At 40.1% G+C, this 18,258-nt stretch carries 17 protein-coding genes; 9 read left to right on the top strand and 8 right to left on the bottom strand.

Features of this window, described 5'->3' with window-relative positions; translation table 11 throughout:
• Window positions 1–36: 36 nt before the first annotated feature.
• A complete protein-coding gene (locus tag AOM43_RS13530; RefSeq protein ID WP_006342157.1) occupies window positions 37–186 on the top strand; it encodes a hypothetical protein in 150 nt (49 codons plus the stop codon).
• On the opposite strand, the gene ispG is transcribed toward AOM43_RS13530, so the two are convergent.
• The gene (gene ispG / locus AOM43_RS06980; protein ID WP_059359621.1) at window positions 167–2,137 is read right to left on the bottom strand and encodes a (E)-4-hydroxy-3-methylbut-2-enyl-diphosphate synthase; all 1,971 of its coding nucleotides are present in this window, start codon (window positions 2,135–2,137) and stop codon (window positions 167–169) included. The two genes, AOM43_RS13530 and ispG, sit on opposite strands and share 20 nt — an antisense overlap.
• A 242-nt stretch (window positions 2,138–2,379) precedes the next feature.
• Here ispG and AOM43_RS06975 point away from each other — a divergent pair, with 242 nt between their 5' ends.
• Window positions 2,380–3,777, top strand: coding sequence for a hypothetical protein (locus AOM43_RS06975; protein ID WP_013925439.1), 1,398 nt, complete (start codon window positions 2,380–2,382; stop codon window positions 3,775–3,777).
• 33 nt (window positions 3,778–3,810) lie between these two features.
• Here AOM43_RS06975 and AOM43_RS06970 read toward each other — a convergent pair whose 3' ends face one another.
• Both AOM43_RS06970 and serS read right to left on the bottom strand, forming a co-directional pair.
• The gene (locus tag AOM43_RS06970; RefSeq protein WP_006342160.1) at window positions 3,811–5,094 is read right to left on the bottom strand and encodes a M18 family aminopeptidase; all 1,284 of its coding nucleotides are present in this window, start codon (window positions 5,092–5,094) and stop codon (window positions 3,811–3,813) included.
• Window positions 5,095–5,132: 38 nt separating this feature from the next.
• A complete protein-coding gene (serS, locus tag AOM43_RS06965; RefSeq protein WP_059359618.1) occupies window positions 5,133–6,419 on the bottom strand; it encodes a serine--tRNA ligase in 1,287 nt (428 codons plus the stop codon).
• A 167-nt stretch (window positions 6,420–6,586) separates the two neighbouring features.
• On the opposite strand from serS, the gene AOM43_RS06960 reads away from it, so the two are divergent.
• A complete protein-coding gene (locus AOM43_RS06960; protein ID WP_059359616.1) occupies window positions 6,587–6,886 on the top strand; it encodes a hypothetical protein in 300 nt (99 codons plus the stop codon).
• A 17-nt stretch (window positions 6,887–6,903) separates the two neighbouring features.
• Here AOM43_RS06960 and AOM43_RS06955 read toward each other — a convergent pair whose 3' ends face one another.
• The 4 genes from AOM43_RS06955 to AOM43_RS06940 are packed head-to-tail and all read right to left on the bottom strand — an operon-like array spanning window position 6,904 to window position 11,409.
• Complete coding sequence (locus AOM43_RS06955) at window positions 6,904–8,049, bottom strand: acyl-CoA dehydrogenase family protein (protein WP_059359614.1); 1,146 nt, start codon at window positions 8,047–8,049, stop codon at window positions 6,904–6,906.
• Window positions 8,050–8,061: 12 nt separating this feature from the next.
• Window positions 8,062–9,297 (bottom strand): thiolase C-terminal domain-containing protein, encoded by a 1,236-nt coding sequence (locus tag AOM43_RS06950; protein WP_006342164.1) that lies wholly within the window; start codon window positions 9,295–9,297, stop codon window positions 8,062–8,064.
• 9 nt (window positions 9,298–9,306) lie between these two features.
• Window positions 9,307–10,641 (bottom strand): 3-hydroxyacyl-CoA dehydrogenase family protein, encoded by a 1,335-nt coding sequence (locus tag AOM43_RS06945; protein WP_059359612.1) that lies wholly within the window; start codon window positions 10,639–10,641, stop codon window positions 9,307–9,309.
• A 9-nt stretch (window positions 10,642–10,650) separates the two neighbouring features.
• A complete protein-coding gene (locus AOM43_RS06940) occupies window positions 10,651–11,409 on the bottom strand; it encodes an enoyl-CoA hydratase/isomerase family protein (protein WP_006342166.1) in 759 nt (252 codons plus the stop codon).
• Window positions 11,410–11,557: 148 nt separating this feature from the next.
• On the opposite strand from AOM43_RS06940, the gene prpB reads away from it, so the two are divergent.
• The 6 genes from prpB (at window position 11,558) to AOM43_RS06910 (ending at window position 17,515) form a co-directional block, all read left to right on the top strand.
• Entirely contained in the window at window positions 11,558–12,424 is an 867-nt protein-coding gene (gene prpB / locus AOM43_RS06935; RefSeq protein WP_036746490.1) for a methylisocitrate lyase, read from the top strand.
• Between the two features lie 9 nt (window positions 12,425–12,433).
• A complete protein-coding gene (prpC, locus tag AOM43_RS06930; protein ID WP_006342168.1) occupies window positions 12,434–13,567 on the top strand; it encodes a bifunctional 2-methylcitrate synthase/citrate synthase in 1,134 nt (377 codons plus the stop codon).
• Between the two features lie 43 nt (window positions 13,568–13,610).
• Window positions 13,611–15,002 (top strand): bifunctional 2-methylcitrate dehydratase/aconitate hydratase, encoded by a 1,392-nt coding sequence (locus AOM43_RS06925; protein WP_264358355.1) that lies wholly within the window; start codon window positions 13,611–13,613, stop codon window positions 15,000–15,002.
• 92 nt (window positions 15,003–15,094) lie between these two features.
• Window positions 15,095–15,586, top strand: a complete 492-nt coding sequence (locus AOM43_RS06920; protein ID WP_059359608.1) for a hypothetical protein — start codon at window positions 15,095–15,097, stop codon at window positions 15,584–15,586.
• Window positions 15,587–15,714: 128 nt separating this feature from the next.
• On the top strand, window positions 15,715–16,443 hold the full coding sequence (locus AOM43_RS06915) for a DUF1611 domain-containing protein (RefSeq protein WP_161792760.1): 729 nt from the start codon (window positions 15,715–15,717) through the stop codon (window positions 16,441–16,443).
• A 502-nt stretch (window positions 16,444–16,945) separates the two neighbouring features.
• Complete coding sequence (locus AOM43_RS06910; protein ID WP_006342172.1) at window positions 16,946–17,515, top strand: hypothetical protein; 570 nt, start codon at window positions 16,946–16,948, stop codon at window positions 17,513–17,515.
• On the opposite strand, the gene AOM43_RS06905 is transcribed toward AOM43_RS06910, so the two are convergent.
• Window positions 17,496–18,254: a ComF family protein gene (locus tag AOM43_RS06905; RefSeq protein WP_039377641.1), complete on the bottom strand. Its 759-nt coding sequence runs from the start codon at window positions 18,252–18,254 to the stop codon at window positions 17,496–17,498. The two genes, AOM43_RS06910 and AOM43_RS06905, sit on opposite strands and share 20 nt — an antisense overlap.
• Window positions 18,255–18,258 lie beyond the last annotated feature (4 nt).

Raw genomic sequence — 18,258 nt, 5'->3', positions numbered from 1 at the left:
TCCAATACTGATTTGTTAAAACCCACGGAGGATTTTATGCATATCATTAACAACATTGGATTCATTCTTTTAGCCATTTATTTAATTTTAATAGGGTTAAGTTCTGTAGCGGGGCTTGCTATCCCAGGAATTATCACAGGAATTTTAGCCCTTGCTGCGGGAATTTTTATTCTGATTGGCAGATAACGGCTTCGATTTCATCAGGTTCAACCCATCGGCCATGTCGCTTGATTAATTCAACAAGCCGATCAACAGCCTCTGAAAAAGGGATGTCTTTTTCGACACATTGCTTACCCAAGTAGAGATCGATCATCCCTGGCTTTGAACCCACATAACCAAAGTCTGCATCAGCCATTTCACCTGGCCCATTAACAATGCAACCCATAATTGCAATTTTGACCCCCGGTAAGTGCGCCGTGCGATTACGAATATTCCTTGAAACATCCTGCAAATCAAATAGCGTGCGTCCACAACTTGGACAAGAAATAAAGTCCGTTTTGGAAATGCGCATACGTGCAGCTTGCAAAATATTAAAACTTAACTGCCGTAGAAAATCCAATTCATGCGGTGCTTCAATCCAAATTCCTTCCCCTAGCCCGTCACATAATAAAGCTCCAAATTCTGCAGCAGCTTGAATAATTAAATCTTCTTTGTTGGATACATAAGTAAAATGAAGCATCACAGGTGTTGAAATTTTAGCATTCTGAATCCATTCAAAAAACCGACGAGAAGCATGTAACCGATGCTCTTTTGGGGAAAAAATAATCACTTCAGGCTTTAAATCATGCAGCCATTTCCATTCTTCTTCAGAATCCGTATCTATATCGATCGCTAAAGGCTGTGGACGAGCCGGCAATCCTACTGCAAATCGAGCCGTTTGCTGCTGTTTCTGATAGGAAGTCATCGCTTCTTGTAAAGACTGAATAACAAGTGCTTGCGTTAATGGATAAGGAGAAGCCAGCCCAATTCCACTTTTTACCATTCGGTTGAGCATTTGCAAAACTTTTTCATCTCTTTCCGGGTGATTGATCACAATCATATCAGGGGTAGATGTTTTGATTTTGATCGTTCCAAGCTGATTTTCACATCCCAATGATTGATAAAAATCAGTTTTTTTCAACATTTCTGAGGTCACACTGACCATGACTGTTCCATTTCGATGCATAGCAACATGTGGAGGAAAAGTGATCTCACGTTTTTTTACTTCTGTAATGGAGCGATGAGATTCTTGAAAAGGGGCGACGCCCTGCCCTTGGCAATTTTGAGCTAAATGCACTAATCTTTGACAAGGATCCACTTCATTCCAAGGATCTTCCGTCAATGAAACGCGAATCGTATCCCCTATCCCATCGAGAAGAAGCGCGCCAATTCCCATAGCAGATTTAATTCTTCCATCTTCCCCCTCTCCTGCTTCAGTCACACCCAAATGGAGAGGGTAATCCCAGCCCAATTTTTCCATTTCTGCAACGAGTAATCTATATGCTTGAATCATTATCAATGGATTTGAGGCTTTCATGGAAAATATGAGGTCATGAAAGTCATTTTTTCGGCAAATCCGCGTAAATTCCAGGGCGGATTCGACCATTCCAAATGGTGTGTCTCCGTAACGGTTCATAATCCGATCTGACAAGGAGCCGTGATTCGTGCCAATACGAATCGCTTTTTTAAGGCGTTTACATTTTTCAACTAGAGGGGTAAATTTTTCCTCAATCTTTTCTATCTCAGCAGCATAGGTGGCATCATCGTATTCAATAACTTTAAAATTAGCCCGTTTATCGACATAATTGCCGGGATTAATACGGATTTTATCGACAAAGTCTGCCACACCCATGGCTGCGGGAGGATAAAAATGAATATCTGCTACCAGAGGAATCAAATATCCCTTTTTGACTAAATCATTTTTAATGTGCTCACAAGCTTCCGCCTCTTTCATTCCCTGCACAGTCATTCTTACAATTTCGCATCCAGCATCTGCTAATCGTATAATTTGGTCCACTGTTGCCTCAACATTACGTGTACTTGAGGTTGTCATCGATTGGATCCGAATTGGATGATTTCCTCCCACACCGATATTGCCAATTAGTACTTCGCGTGTCTTTCGGCGGATAGTTTGATAATGGGATGTGCAGAACTTCATTTTATAATCCTTTAAGCCATGTTTTATGAAGAGTATATTTTCTATTGTGATCTAACTGCAATCAAAATTTTCAAAGGGCTTAATTTAAACAAATTAAGAAATTTATTTCCTGATGAAATTTAAATTATTTTATGATAAAATAAAGTTAATGGAAGGTGAATTGTCTCGATAAAAAATGCTTTTTTTCTAAACATCTTCCTTGATAATGAGTCATTTATCAACTTAATGAATTGGATGGATATATGCTGAACGTTAATGTTAATGACCAAGATCCAAATCAAGTTTATCAGGGTGTACCAACCCAATCCACCACACAAGTTGGTCCAGTTTCCTCGACAACATCTGCTCCCGCGACTCAAGCAATCGATACGATTCAACCTAGTCAGGGAACAAAAGAACAAACTTTAATAGACTCTGCCAATCCCGTTTTGGTTCCGCCTATTGTTAATCTAAATAATTTTGCTGAATTTTATAGTTCAAACAGTGCATTAAAGATTTCTAATAATCCAAGTGATTTAGCGATTCAAGTCGCAATGCAAATTGAACAAAAAAATCATGAAATTATTACAAATATGCTAGATAGCTGGATTGAAAACCAAAAAAAACTCGAAAAGGAATACAATGATAAAATTAATTCCCCTGCTTATCAAGAATGGATAAAACTGCAGTCAGCGGATTACCATGCCGCCATTCAACGCTCGACTGAAGAACAAACGCAATTGGCTGTTATGGCTACACCAGAATATCAAATGTGGGTATTAAGCCAGATGTCTCCTGCTCAATTGCAAGCTCCTGAGGCCGCTTTTAACCGCGATCAAGCTTTAAAAGTAGGCGTCATTAATGGATTAGATAACTATATGGCAAGCTCTCCAAGTGTAGACTCTGAACAGGCGCTTTCTGGAGCCTTTGTTGCATCAAGTGCCATTCTTGGAGCAAGTCTTCTGGCAACTCCAGTGACGCCTGAACTGACAACAGATCCTATTTCTTATAACCCAATCCAAGATCAATGGCAGTATGTTTCGCCTCTTGTTCCCTCTAATATGGCCGCAGAATTAGGATTGATTGGAGGGTTATTTGCTGCAGGCGTCATGTATCGCGCAACACTTAATACGATATCGGATAATGCAGGTGGTGGTGGCAGCAAACCTCTGAATTTAGATTTTGCTCAAAAATATTCCGAACAAATGTTAAAGCTCGTCGCGAGTCCAAGCTTTAGTCAATTTGTACGAGGCTCTCTTGTCGATAAACTTAATGGTGCCGATACACTGACAGATGCCCGGAAAGATGAGCTTGCCAGTATCTTAAAAGCGGTCTTGCTTTCGTCGGCCTTAGCAACCCACTACAAAATAGAAGCAGGAAAAAATACTTCGCAAGAGTTCCTTTCCATGATTCGTGGGGATCGAAATCTGGGAGATATCGTATTTCCAGACACAGATGTCCGAGCAAAATTAATTAAAGCCATTCAAACACAACTCGATAACCTAAGTGATCCCGCAGAAAGAAGTCGTGTATTAGAAGCTATCGGAGAATATATGGATACAGATCCGAGTACAGATAAACTCCTAGAACCTCAATCTGTTTTTCAAGATCTTTTGACAACCACACCCTATGCAGATCGCCTTAGTAAAGAACATGTTTGAATGTAAAGGCTCTCGTTTTAGAGGGCCTTTTCTTTAATATCTAAAAAACGCTTCTAATAAACGGCACATGGATAGTTGGTCCGCCGTTGCCATCAACTCTCTTGCTGCATGCATGGAAAGCTGTGGACATCCAATATCAACTGTGGGCATGCCCGTAGAAGCTGCATGAATAGGCCCAATGGTAGATCCGCAAGACATATCTCCGCGAGAAACAAAATGTTGCAATGGAATCTTTTCTTTCTGGCATAAATGCGTGATTAATGCGTTCGTCCACGCATCGGAAGCATAACGTTGTTTTGCATTGGATTTCAAAACAATCCCTTGTCCAAGCATCGGTTGATGCAAAGGATCATGCCTTTCCATATAGTTAGGATGGACCGCATGCGCTAAGTCAACCGAAACGCAAATGGAATTCGCCAGCAGACGTAAATAATCTTCTCTCGTTTGCCCATATCCTAGCAAAATCCTTTCTAAAGTGTGAGATAAAAAGGGGGATTCTGCACCTTGTGCCGTACTTGAGCCCACCTCTTCATTATCCCAAACAACCATCATCTTAAGATGCGTATTTTCCGGCTGAAGGGTTTGCTCTAAGGCGCTCCAAATGGCATGAACACTTGTTAGGCTATCGATCCGATATGCGGCTAACATTTCTTTGGCATATCCGATAAAGGAGGGTTCTTCTAAAGGGAATAGAAATAGATCTGCTCCCAAGATAGAATGAGGTCCTATTTCATGCTTTAAAAGCCAATTCAAATACCCTTTCGCATCCGAGGGCATCTCTAACGCGGCTAAAGCGGAGAGATGATTTTGCTTATTTAAAATCAGTCCATTCTCATTGACCTGAGGATCCAAATGAATAGCTAATTGCGGAATCACCACGGGGTATGCATCCAGACAGACAAGCTTTTCAACAATCGAGCCATCGGGTTCTTGAATAATCACACGTCCAGCAATTCCCAAATCGCGATTGAGCCAAGAAGATAAAAGTGGTCCCCCATAAACCTCGACACCAAATAACACCATTGAATCTCGGTAAAATTCTGAATAGGGTTTCAGTTTTAAGGCTGGGCTATCGGTATGTGAAGCAGCTAAGCGAACAAGATTAGGAGGATTCAAAGGCGCCACAAATGCACATAAAGAAGAACCATTTTTTATGGTAAAATAGCGTTTTCCCGGTTTAATATCCCAACGCTCGGCTTGCGGTAAGAAGATAAAATCTGCTTTTAATAATCTTTCTTGTAGTTCTCGAACAGCATGCCACGCAGTCGGTGACTCCTTTAAAAAAACAACTAAATCTTGAATTTCTTCAGGGATCATTTTTTATCCTTCTTTGTGAGGCTGTTCGAGAATTATCCTTAAGCAGTCGGTGTAATTCGGTTAATACCACCCAAATACTTTTGAAGTACAGGAGGAATTAAAACAGATCCATCAGGCTGTTGATTATTTTCTAACAGAGCGACCATTAAACGGGAAGTCGCAAGACCTGATCCATTTAATGTATGCACCAATTCGGGTTTTTCCCCTTTCTTTCTGAAACGAATCTGCGAACGTCTGGATTGGTAATCCGTGCAATTTGAAACAGAGGACACTTCATAATAACGATCTTGTCCTGGCAACCACACCTCAATATCCACCGTGCGAGCAGAAGCAAAAGACATATCCCCTGTGACTAAAAGCATATTGCGATAATGCAGATCTAATCCCTGCAAAATCTCCTCCGCACTCGCCATCATTTGATCAAAAAGCTTCATGCTTTCTTCAGGCTTGCTAAAGCAAAACATTTCCACTTTATTGAATTGGTGCATGCGGATAAGACCTCTCTCTTGCGAACCTGCCGCTCCTGCTTCTCGTCTAAAACATGGAGTATAGGCAATATACTTCAAGGGAAGGTGATCCGTTTCTAAAATTTCATCGTAATGCAATCCGTTTAAAGGGACTTCAGCTGTTGGAATCAAATATAAATGATAATCAGGATCATTAATTTTGAATTGCTGATTTTCAAATTTAGGAAGTTGGCCAGAGCCAAATAAAATCTCTTTTCTAACCAAAATAGGCGGAATCCATTGCTCAAAGCCATTCTTGATATGAATTTCGATCATGTAGTTCAATAAAGCCCATTCCAAACGAGCTCCCATTCCTCTGTAAACAGGCCAGCCTGTTCCGGAAATTTTGGCACCACGTTTAAAATCAAATAATTCCAACCGCTCGTTTAGCTCTACATGGTTTTTAAAAGGAAAATCAAAGACGGGTCTTTGTTTGAATTCCTTAATCATCACATTGTCTTTTGGAGAGTCGGAAACAGGAATATCATCCATCGGCAAATTTGGAATTGTCGAAAGCAATTGGATGAGCTCTTCTTCCAAAGGGGCTAACGCATGATCTAAGCTGTGAATTTCATCGCCAAAACTCGAAACTTTTTCTAAAAGAGCACTTGCATCTTCCCCACGTCGTTTTAAAGCCCCAATTTGATCGGACAAGACGTTTCTTTCGGATTTTAACTGCTCAACTTTTGTTTTAATTTCACGTGACTGACGATCTAAAACTAAAATGGCGTCGATTACACTCTCAGAAGATGGCTCTTTTGTTTTAACTTTCGCTTTTATAGCTTCTGGATTTTGACGAATAAGCTTGATATCGAGCATAGAAAAACATCCTTTTTGAAACATTAAATCCCGATTATAAAAGGAAAAAAGGTTAAAAAGCAAACTCCGTCAGGAAATTTTGTTGCAATTCGATTGAAGGAAAAAAGACATTTTTACTAAATTAAAAAGCAAATATTAAGATATATAATCAGATTGCCAGAGGTTTTATGAAAAAGTTTGGGTTGCTCTTTATCTTGTTTAACATGCTGGCACATTTCATTTGTGCAGAGGATAAAATTTACGTTGACCCTGATCAAGTAATCTTTGAAAAAAATGGTTTATTTATCTCGGTTGAAGGATCGATCTTACCGATTAATCAGCTGAATCACGATGAAGAAGGGTTTTATTTTTGCCCCGAAGAGATTAATTCTATTCAAAGCCCAAAAGAATGGGCTTGTTTAGTATGTGGGCATGACAATTGGTTTTGGAAAAAGCGTTGCGCAGAGTGCAATCACCGACCTCAGTAAAGCATGATCTCCAGCCCTTATTGATCGATTAAAGCTTCCTTTAAAATAGACCTTGAAATTACCAACCGTTGAATTTCACTTGTCCCCTCATACAATGTCGTCGCACGTGCATCGCGAAAATATCTTTCTAAAGGATAATCTTTGATATAGCCATATCCTCCAAAAATTTGCATAGCCTCAGAAGCAATTTCATTGGCAATTTCCGAAGCGTATAATTTAGCTTCAGAGGCAGCGAGTGTGTAGGAAATGCCCTGTACCCTTTGCCAGCAGGCTTTGCTCAATAACAATTTAGCCGCACTGAGTTTAACATGCATGTCGGCTAGCTCGAAAGCAATCGCCTGATTCTCACAGATCTTTTTCCCAAATTGCTCCCGCACCTGACTATAATGAAGAGCTGCTTCATAGGATGCTTCTGCTATCCCAATGGCCTGTGCCGCAACGCCGATCCTCCCACTGTCCAAACTCCCCAAGGCAATTTTCAAGCCTTCACCCAATTTTCCTAAAAGCTGGTTTCTGTGGACCCAACATTTGTCAAAAGAGAGACCTACTAAGTTGGCGGTTAACAAGCCTAGCTTTTGTTCTGTTTTAGAAACTTCCATCCCGGGTGTTCCTCGCTCTATTAAAAAAGCACTGATTCCCTCTGTTGTTTTAGCAAAAACAATGAGAACTCCGGATAGATCTCCATTTGTGATTAAACGTTTGCTTCCGTTAATCCAAAAGTAATCGGAATTGTTCAGATCGACTTCTGCTCGCGTTTGGATATTTTTAGGATCGCTTCCTGCCTGTTCTTCCGTTAAAGCAAAAGAAGCTGGCACGCTTTCGCCTTGCTTAATGGCCGAGAGATACTTGGCTTGTTGCTGTTTGGATCCATACCGCTCGATGGCTTCCGCAACCATATTGGTCACAGCCATTGTCACACCAATCCCTGCATCCACCTTCGAGATCTCTTTTAACGCAATGGCTAACCGAAAAGGATCCCGCTTTTTTTCTGCGAGCATAAGCCCTAGTGTAAAAAAACCTTTTTGTCCCATTTTTTCAAAAAGCCTTTGCCTAACAAAAAGATCCTCTTCTAGAAGACGCACATTTTCAGCAATTTCTTCTTTGGCAAACTTTTGACATTCCATTTTCAAGGCTATTTGCTCGGCTGTGTAACCAAACTCCATCTTTCCCTCGCTTTAACGTGTGCTTTTGACAATGACGCATGTCACGGTTTTATCATTTCCTCCCATGCTAATTAGCATGCCATAAGGGGATTTAGGCTGAATTTGAAAAGCCGCTTTTTGCGTTAGTTGATGGAGTAGATCAACTAATTGTCTCACCCCTGTCGCACCTGTTGGATGTCCAAAACCACTCAACCCTCCAGAAAGGTTTGTAGGAATTTTACCGTCTGGGGCTGTATGCCCATCCAAAATAAACTCAGACGCTTTTCCTTGTGGAACCAATCCTAAAGCTTCGAATGCGAGAAGAGCCGTAATAGAAAAACAATCGTGAATTTCTAATACTCCGATCTCCTCTAATCGAATTTCAGCCTGCTCCAAAGCTTTTTGGACAGCCATTTGTGTGGTCGTCAAAACAGTTAAATCACAAGGAGGTTGTGTAATGTCTTCTTCTGCAGCCCCAATCGCCACAATTTCTACAGCATCCTCTTTGGCTATTCCACACTGTTGTAATCCCTCTTCAGATAGAATTACAAGGGAAGAAGCTCCGTCAGTAACTTTTGAGCAGTCATAAAAATTGAGGTGTGGAACAAAGCGTAAAGGATTAGGTGGGGTCATACCTAAAGCCAACAAATCAGGCGAACTATTTTGATATTCCTGAGCTTTGGGATTATGTCGCGCATTTAAAATGGACATTTCATACCACTTCGCCATTCCCTTACGCGCTTGCTCATATCCATACTTTTGATAATAAGCCCCCGCTCGATCGGAAAAAACGCCCGGGAAGAAAAAGGCATGACCAGATTTACGATCTTTGCGATAAAAAGCAGCCCCCGCTAGCACATCTGCTCCATAAACTGCTTTCATCGTATTTTGAGTTTCAAAACCTGCCACAAAGACTGTTTCAGCTAAATCGGAAAGGACGCTTCGCGTTGCAGCAGCAATTGCTCGCCCACCTGTGCCGCATGCCCCCTCAACGCCAGTACAAGGCTTTCCTCTTAAACTTGAAATCATGAAAGGAAGGAACCCAGGAAGATTCGCCTGATTTAAAAATCTACCCGACATAAAGCTTCCGATCACTCCTTCATCAAAGACCGGATTTGGCACTTGTGAGCATGTTCCATCGCCCGTTTCTTTTAAATATTCATCGAATGGACGCATCTCTTTTTCAGGATTAAATTCTTTTCGTCCAGAACCAAAATACACGGTGTTGTATCCGGCAGCAGCGAATATTTTTTTTCTAAAAGTACTCATGAGGCTTCCTTAATGTTTCTGAGTAATCGAAATGTCTGAAACTCCATACAAGTGAAAAAAACCAAGCTCTAAAACTTGCGTGACATCTTCGATTTTATTTGCCACCCCCCTCTCTACCAAACCATTGGCAATCTTTTGAGAGTGTTTTAAAAAGCGCTTCGCTTGCTCTGCTCCCCATGTTTCAGAAAGAAATAATTTATAAAAATAATCGACGATTTTTTTGTGCCTTTTAGGATCTTTTTGCAAAGACTTCCATGTGAGTTGCTCGCTAAATGGTCCTCCCATTTTAGCTGCGCATTTTGCAGATATCTCCTGCACATTGACATACTTTTTCTCTTTTCCTGCATAAATGCTTTTCCTTTGCATTCCATCGTATGAGAAAAAACCATTCTTTTGTGTACCATCCGGGCCTTGCCCTCCTTTTAATCCTAATCCGATCATTTGTTTAAGCAGAGGAACATGCAAAGACTCTTTCAAATGCTTTTCCATGATGGTTGCAATTTGATGACAAATATCAATTCCCACATAATCGACAAGTTGAAAAATGCCCATGGGTCTAAGTAAGTAGGCTTGTGTAAGGGTATCCAACAGATAGATGGCTTCAACCTGAGGCATTTCTTGAGACCATTCTTCAATCAACTGACTGGCAAAATGCAATTCTCGAATAAAATGTCCATTTCCAATAAATCCTGCGACATCATGCGAAGGGATCCCTATTTTTTTTAATCTTTCAATTAATGTGTGAGCAAGAGTACGATCCTCTACCGATACGGAAGATGGGATAATAATTTCGACCAGCTTTTGGACTGCAGGAGGGTTATAGAAGTGAAAGCCAATTAATTTTCCTTCCAAACCCGATTTTTCTGCGAGATAAGAGATGGGAATAGAGGATGTGTTGGTTAAAAAAAGAGTTTCGGGTTCTCCTTTGTGCTTTAAACGCTTCAACAATTCTATTTTGGCATGTTCATTCTCAAAAATGGCTTCAAATATTAGAGTCGATCCCTGGACTTTATTCACCTCTGTTTCAAAACTCAACAGATCCAAGGCTTCATCAACGAAAGCGTCGATGATTTGATGATTGCTGACTAAATGCGTATTATCTTTGTAACTATCCCGTAAAGAAATGATGTGGCTTTCTGCAAATTTTTTGAGATGATGTTTCAAATAATGACGCAATTCCACAAATCCATTTGCATTGCTATCGATTAAACGAAGTTGATAATGCTGGTTTTTTTTCAACTTGAGCATCGCCATTTCTTGTGCAAGCACGAGCGCAATCCCCCGCCCCATTTTACCTACAGCACCTACGACAGAAACATTCTGCAATTTTTCTTCTAAATGCATACTCCCCACTTATTTCTTTTTGTTCACAAAAGCACTCATTTTTTCTTTTCTTTCTGGTGTCGCAAAAGCTACTGCACACATGTTTTTTTCTAGTTCTAAGGCCTCGAGCAATCCCATGGAGCTGCCACAATTAATCGCCGCTTTCGCTTGCATAACCGCAAAAGGGGGCTGTGACGCAACCGTCTGAGCTGTTAATAAACACTCTGAAAGTAGTTTCTCTTTTTCGACAACATGATTGACTAAACCGATTTGGTGGGCGACAGTAGCATTAATCATTTTTCCTGATAGAATGAGTTCCTTGGCTCGTCGGGTTCCAACTGCACGTGACAATCTTTGTGTTCCTCCAAATCCTGGGATAATTCCTAGAGAGACTTCCGGTAATCCAAGTTTTGCATTTTCACTCGCATAAATAAAATCACAGGCGAGTGCCATTTCTAACCCTCCACCCAATGCATAACCATTCACAGCGGCTAAAGTTAAATAAGGAGCTTGCTCAAGCATCAAAGCCACACTTTGCCCTAGTTCACAAAAAGCTTTCATTCCCAGATGATCCATGGGCAGCATTTCTTTGATATCAGCTCCTGCTATAAAAGCTTTGTCTCCTTCGCCCGTTAAAATCAGGGCCCGAATATTTTCGGGAGAAGCTTCCTCATGTAAAACATGAAGAATGGCATATAAGGTTTCTTGGTTCAATGCATTTAAAGCTTCTGGTCTTGCAATTGTTAGAATCCCAACATTGGCATGTTTTTCAAATTTGACTAATTCCATTGGTTCGTCTCCTGTTCATATTCAAGGTAACTTAAACCACCCCCTTACGCAAATCATTTATTTACATGAAACACGGTTTTTTAAACAAATTCTTGAATATAAATGGCAAAATTCCCATAACCAAAATAAAACTTTAATTGAGTGTGCAATGGATAGTCCTGGTATGAAATTCAGACAAGCATTGGCCGAAGAATCTCCTCTTCAAATTCTTGGAGTGGCCAATGCCTATATCGCTTTAATGGCTAAGCAAGTCGGATTTAAAGCTTTATATCTTTCGGGAGCAGGTGTAGCAAATTCCATCTATGGCTTGCCCGATCTAGCACTAACAACTTTGGATAATGTTGTTGATGAAGTGGATCGATTAACGGATGCGGTGGATTTACCCTTGCTCGTGGATATAGATACAGGCTGGGGACATTCCTTGATGATCGAACGCACGATTAAAAGGATGATCAAAATGGGTGCCGCAGCTGTACACATTGAAGATCAAATTCCCGAAAAAAGGTGCGGACATCGATCAGGAAAATCTTTGGTCTCAAAAAAAATCATGGCCGATCGAATTAAAGCGGCTTTGAACGCAAAAACGGATCCTTATTTTGTGGTGATGGCGCGGACTGACGCAATCGCCGTAGAAGGCCTTGTACCCGCTCTTGATCGCTGTGTCGCCTATGTTGAAGCTGGAGCCGAAATGTTATTTGTAGAAGCTGCTACCACACTTGAAGAATACCGCATGTTTAAAGAAGTTTGCCCTGTTCCCATTCTCGCAAACTTAACGGAGTTTGGTAAAACCCCTTCTTTTGATTTAAGTGAACTTGCTCAAGTAGGTATTGACATGGCGCTTTATCCCTTATCTGTTAATCGTGCCATGAATGCAGCGGCGTTAAATGTGATGAGAGATATCAAGAAAAATGGTTCACAAAAACAATCCATTCCTCTCATGCAGACACGTCAAGAACTTTACAAATTCCTCAATTACGAACAGGCTGAACAGGCAATTAACCCACTCTCAACTTAAAGGTTTTTGATGTCTACAAATGCACAAGAAAAGAAAAAAGTAGGCGGATTAGCAGGCATTGTTGCAGGCGACTCCGCTATTTGCCTTTGCTCGGCAGAGGATGCAAGTCTTCTTTATCGGGGCTATTCCATTCAAGATCTGGCTGATAAAACGACCTTCGAGGAGGTCGCGTGGCTTTTACTTCGAGGATCTCTTCCGAACGGAGAAGAATTAAAAGCTTATAAGGCTAAGCTAAAAAAAATGCGCACGCTTCCTGAATCGCTGAAAGAAGTTTTACAACGCATTCCACCCCAAACGCACATGATGGATGTTTTACGAACTGGCTGTTCGTTTTTGGGAAATATTGAACCAGAGACTCCCCTCACAGAAAAATATGCAATCGCGGATCGTTTACTGGCAAGTTTTGGTTCCATGCTAGCCTATTGGGATCATTATCAAAAAACAAAACAATCTCGCTCTTTAGACACACAAGAGGAAAGTTTAGCGGGTCACATTCTGCATTTAATCCAAGGGAAAAAACCCAGTGAAATGCAACGCCGCTGCTTAGATGTTTCTTTGATTCTTTATGCAGAACACGAATTTAATGCGTCAACTTTCACTGTACGAACAATTGCAAGTACGCTTTCAGACTTTTATTCAGCTATCTGTGGAGGCATTGGAGCGCTTAGAGGCCCCCTGCATGGAGGAGCGAATGAGTGGGCGATGGCACTTATTTCACAATTTAATACACCTGATGAAGCCGAAGAAGAAATTCTTAACATGTTGCATAATAAGCAACTGGTCATGGGCTTCGGACATCGCGTATACACCACATCAGATCCTCGTTCTAACATCATTAAACGCTGGGCAAAAGAACTCAGCCAAGAAGCGGGAGACACCAAAATTTTTCCTATCGCAGAACGGATAGAGCAAGTGATGTGGAGGGAGAAAAAACTCTTTCCTAATTTAGATTTTTACAGTGCAGTGGCTTATCATTTTTGTGAAATTCCTACTCCCATGTTTACTCCCCTCTTCGTCATGTCTAGGATATCCGGGTGGTCCGCACACTTAATGGAACAACGCATTGCCAACAAACTGATACGCCCAATCAGCAATTACATTGGCCCCACATTGCAGCCTTTCAAACCTATTTCAGAACGTTAATCAAATGGGGAGATCGCCATCTCCCCTGCTTATGGTGTTGGATATGGATCAAGTTTTTGCTGATATCGCCGAATATGTCTTAACTTATACAAATCCTTCCGAAGAAGCGTTTACAAATGCACGCCTCAGTTTGGCAGACACGCTGGGATGCGGAATACTAGCTTTAAATTTTCCAGAATGTACAAAACTTTTAGGCCCTGTCGTTCCAAATACTTTTGTTCCACACGGCAGTCGAGTCCCTGGAACGCCCCATGTTCTCGATCCGATCCGAGCTGCCTTTAACATTGGAACCATGATCCGTTGGCTTGATTTTAACGACACATGGTTAGCCGCAGAATGGGGACATCCATCAGATAACCTCGGAGCTCTTCTCTCCGTTATTGATTATGTTTCGCAAAAACAAGCTCCTCTTAAAGTCAAAGACTTACTACTCGCACTGATTAAAGCTTATGAAATTCAAGGGGTTTTAGCCTTAAATACAAGCTTCAATCGCATTGGATTTGACCATGTCATTTTAGTAAAAATAGCCTCTGCCGCTGTCGCAGCCGGCCTCTTAGGAGCTAACCATGCACAACTGTGTTCTGCCATTTCTAATGCGTGGATCGATGCAGGCCCTTTAAGAACATATCGACACGCCCCAAATACGGGATCACGTAAATCATGGGCTGCTGGCGATGCAACAAGTCGTGGTGTTCAATTTGCTTGGATAGCTCTACAAGGGGAAATGGGCTATCCTCTCGGTTTATCTGCAAAAAAATGGGGTGTATCCGATGTTCTTTTTGGTGGGAAGCCTATCCAACTTGAACGACCACTCGGATGTTACGTCATGGAAAATGTGCTGTTTAAAATTGCTTTTCCTGCTGAATTCCATGCGCAAACGGCAATAGAATGTGCATTCAAATTACATCCGCTCATTCAAAATCGTTTAGACGAAATCGACAAAATCATTATTTTAACACATGAATCGGCGATCCGTATTATTGATAAAAAGGGTCCTTTGCATAATCCTGCGGATCGAGATCACTGTCTACAATATATGGTGGCAATTGGATTGCTTTTTGGTAAATTACAAGCCGAAGATTATGAAGGCGAGACCGCCAAAGATCCACGTATCGATTTTCTACGAAACAAAATGATTGTCAAAGAAAATCCTGAATATTCCAGGGATTACCTTGATCCAGAAAAACGTTCGATTGCAAACGCTATGCAAATTACATTTACGAATGGAGAAATAACGCCCCTTATTGAAATCGAATATCCTTTGGGACATCGACGTCGTCGATTTGAGGGATTTCCTTTTCTATTCAAAAAATTTCAGCACAATCTGCTCACTCAATTTGATTCTAATCGTGTTACATCTATTTATGAACTCTTCCAGAATCCTCTTCGGCTCGATGAACTTTTAATTCAAGATTTCATCAAACTTTTTATATAATCATAATTTAATATTGTTTTTATAAACTTTCTTTTTCTTGATTAATAAACTATTTAAATGCAACTTAAAAAAGTTTATTTAAGGATTTATTAATGACAAAAAAAATTGACATATTAAGTTTGACTCCCTTTTCTCAAACAACTTTTGATGTGGCATTAATCTCTTCAGCCGGTGGAGCAGGTCACAAAATCGCGGCTTTAGCCATCAAGTCTGCCCATCCGGGAGATTGCTATGAGATTAACACTTTTGGAACATTAGGGAAGATTGGAAAAGCCTGCACAAATAGTTGGGACAAAGCCCAAAAGCAAGGAAATGTCAAAAAGCAAATTAAATTAGCTAAACGCCAAGGATTTGCAGAAGCTCTTTTTAGCGTTCCTATTTACTTTCGTATCTGCTACGTTTTGTTACGTTACGACATCGATAAAATTATAGACACGCAAGCCATTGGAACCCGCCCTATCGTTAGAGCAGCTCGAACAGTTAATTTTATCTATCGATTATTTCGAAAAAAAAAGTCATCACTGTTTGGAAAATCTTTATCGAATTACCCAACGCAAAATCTTTGTACTATCATCGTTACATAAAAAAGCTGAGTAAAAAAGACAAAAAAATTTTCAAATTCGTCTCTATTAACCCGTCCCTTAAAACCTTGGAAGAAGAAGAAAATTTCTGGAAAAAATTCTGCAATTTATCCCTCATGAAAGGTGAGATTGTGTATGCAGACTCTCCTATTAGAAAAGAGTTTTTAGCATACAAAGATTGTCCTCCTAAGCCAAACGAATTAGCAATCGCCATAAATACGGAAGAAGAGCTTACGATTTTGCGCTCTCTGCACGACGAATTAGGGCCTTGTATAGACCCGGACTCTCCTCAAAAATTGCTCCATATTCCCGTAAAAAGCGACGATATAGTCATGACTTTAATGCTTGGAAGTCAAGTTGCTGAAAAAGCCACGTTCAACTATGTCTCAAGTGTGCTTAAGTTAGAAGAAATAGCCAAAACAAAAAATAAAAAAATTTACTTTTTCGTTTTTTGCAATAAGCACATCCCTCAACAAGAAACCTTATTTAAAAAAGTTGCAGACCTAATCAAATCTCAACAATGTGAAAATCCACATATTAAAATAATTCCCTTGACCTTTCAAAATGCATCAGAAATTGCCTCTCTGATGTATCGTAGCGACATTGCAGTCATTCGAACTGGTGCACAAGCTTCTCACGAAGTAAAAAACGTTGTACAAGGACAAATCCTTATCCATTCAGAAGCAACAAATTCTTCAGGTGATCAAATGGAACTTTTAAAGGGAATTCCTTTGTGGGAAGGGGGAAATGCGCAATTTTTGATAGAAAATCATCAGGCAAAAATCGTTAATCCTGATATTTTAAAAAATCATTTAGAAGACTATCTACTTGAACGATTTGATGACCATTATTTAGCCTAAAGACTCCTTAACGAGTACTACAAGAGAGCAACAAGCTCAAAGATTAAGTTATTTTTTTTCATTTGAACTTGTCACTAAAAATTAGGCCTTCAATGTTCCCGTCCAAGGATTGATACAGTTTATCGTGCAATAAAAAAGATCACCTACAATGCTTGGAGCTTGAAGAGTTCTATACGCTAAATTATTAAGAAACACAAACTTCCCTGCAGTTAAGATTGAAAGGGCTGCAATGGGCACTCCGATAATTCCATCAGCTATTCTCGTTACAACGCAACTAAGAGCTAATAAGGCATAACCTTCCTCGTGCTTATTTTTAATAAGTAAACACAGTATCACACGAACATTAACTAGTAAATAAACACTAAGCTTTTAATTTAAAAAAATATAAACTTTCAACATTAAATACGAGGGTTGAAGGCGACTTAAAAGATAAGAATTTGAGAATTCACTTGTGAAATAACAAAAAAATACTTATGCTTTTTAAGCAAAATAAGGAGTTTTTATGAGTTTGGCTTGGGGTGAAAAGATTTTTTCTAACATATATCCATTGATTAATCCTTTATATAATGAAGAATCAGTCGAAGAGAAGCCTCCCGCGTATGTGATAATATTAAAGAAATCTGTAGGACATGGAGTTGAAAAAAAACTGCAGGAACATTTTACGCCTTCCTTTTTCAGCAAGAACCTCTGTAAAAAAAATAGTTTGTCAGGACGTGTTTCTAGTAAGCTTTTTTCTATCTGCAAAAAACTACACTTAAATAAAGTAGCTAATCGCTTCGATCAAAGCTCAAAGCTATTTTCCATTGTTTTAAAGGCTGAGCAGAGTTGGCTTGGTGCCCTTTTAAATGATTATAGAGACAACCAAAAACGCCCATTCATTGCACAACATCTTGCATGTGTAGTAAAAAGCAAAGATGAAGAAATTTCTAGTGAGGAAGTTCAGCTACGTTTAAATCGGTTAGTGGCATTAACAAATATTTTCTATGAAATTCATGGGAAAGGACATAACTATGTGACAGGAATGGTGCCTCAAACTTATTTTAAGTTAATTTTCAATCGCGCTTCTCCCTGAATCGTGGAGAACCATCGCCTTCATAATCCGTATGACAAAGCGTAAGCCCATACATTTTTGCTGGATATCCCGTTAATAATGTTTCCGCACAACGATTTAATGTGGCGCCTGTAGTGCGAACATCATCGATAATCAAAAGCGTTTTGTCACGAATGATTCCGTTTTCTTGGAGAAAAAAACTTTCCTGTTCTAATGTCATACGTTGTTTCCGGTCTAATGCGGCTTGACTGTAGTCACCGCTCTTTCTTTTTAGAACCTGTGCTACTGGACAGTTGAGAATGTTTCCCATCGCATTTGCCAGTAAAAAAGCTTGATTGTATCCACGAGATAAATTTCGCATAAAAGATAAAGGGACAGGAATGATCAAATCAGGAATAGGCCACTGCAACTGGAAAAACTGGTAGGCCAAAAAAGCACCAGCGCCCTCTGCTAAATAGGGTTTATTTAAATATTTTAAATGTTTCACTAGAGTTGCCGCAGGACCTTCATAATCAAAAGCCGCGCCGACACCCCGAAATAGAGGGGCATGGAGGGAACATCTTTTGCAAAGGCTCACCCCTGATCGAAAATCATGTTTTGACTCAAAACAATAATGACAGCGTTCAGTGGGATCAATTAGCGAAAGCTGCTCATGGCAGTCATCACAAAACAAACTGCTAGAATTTTGAAGAGAGTCTTCACATTCCAAACAAATGGGGGGATAAATTAAATTTAATCCATTTCCCACCCACTTCTTCATTCCC

Origin of the sequence: Parachlamydia acanthamoebae (genome assembly GCF_000875975.1) — a bacterium.
In the GTDB taxonomy this organism is placed as follows: domain Bacteria; phylum Chlamydiota; class Chlamydiia; order Chlamydiales; family Parachlamydiaceae; genus Parachlamydia; species Parachlamydia acanthamoebae.
Note: the sequence above shows the minus strand (reverse complement) of the source record. Positions and strands in the feature narration are given on the sequence as shown.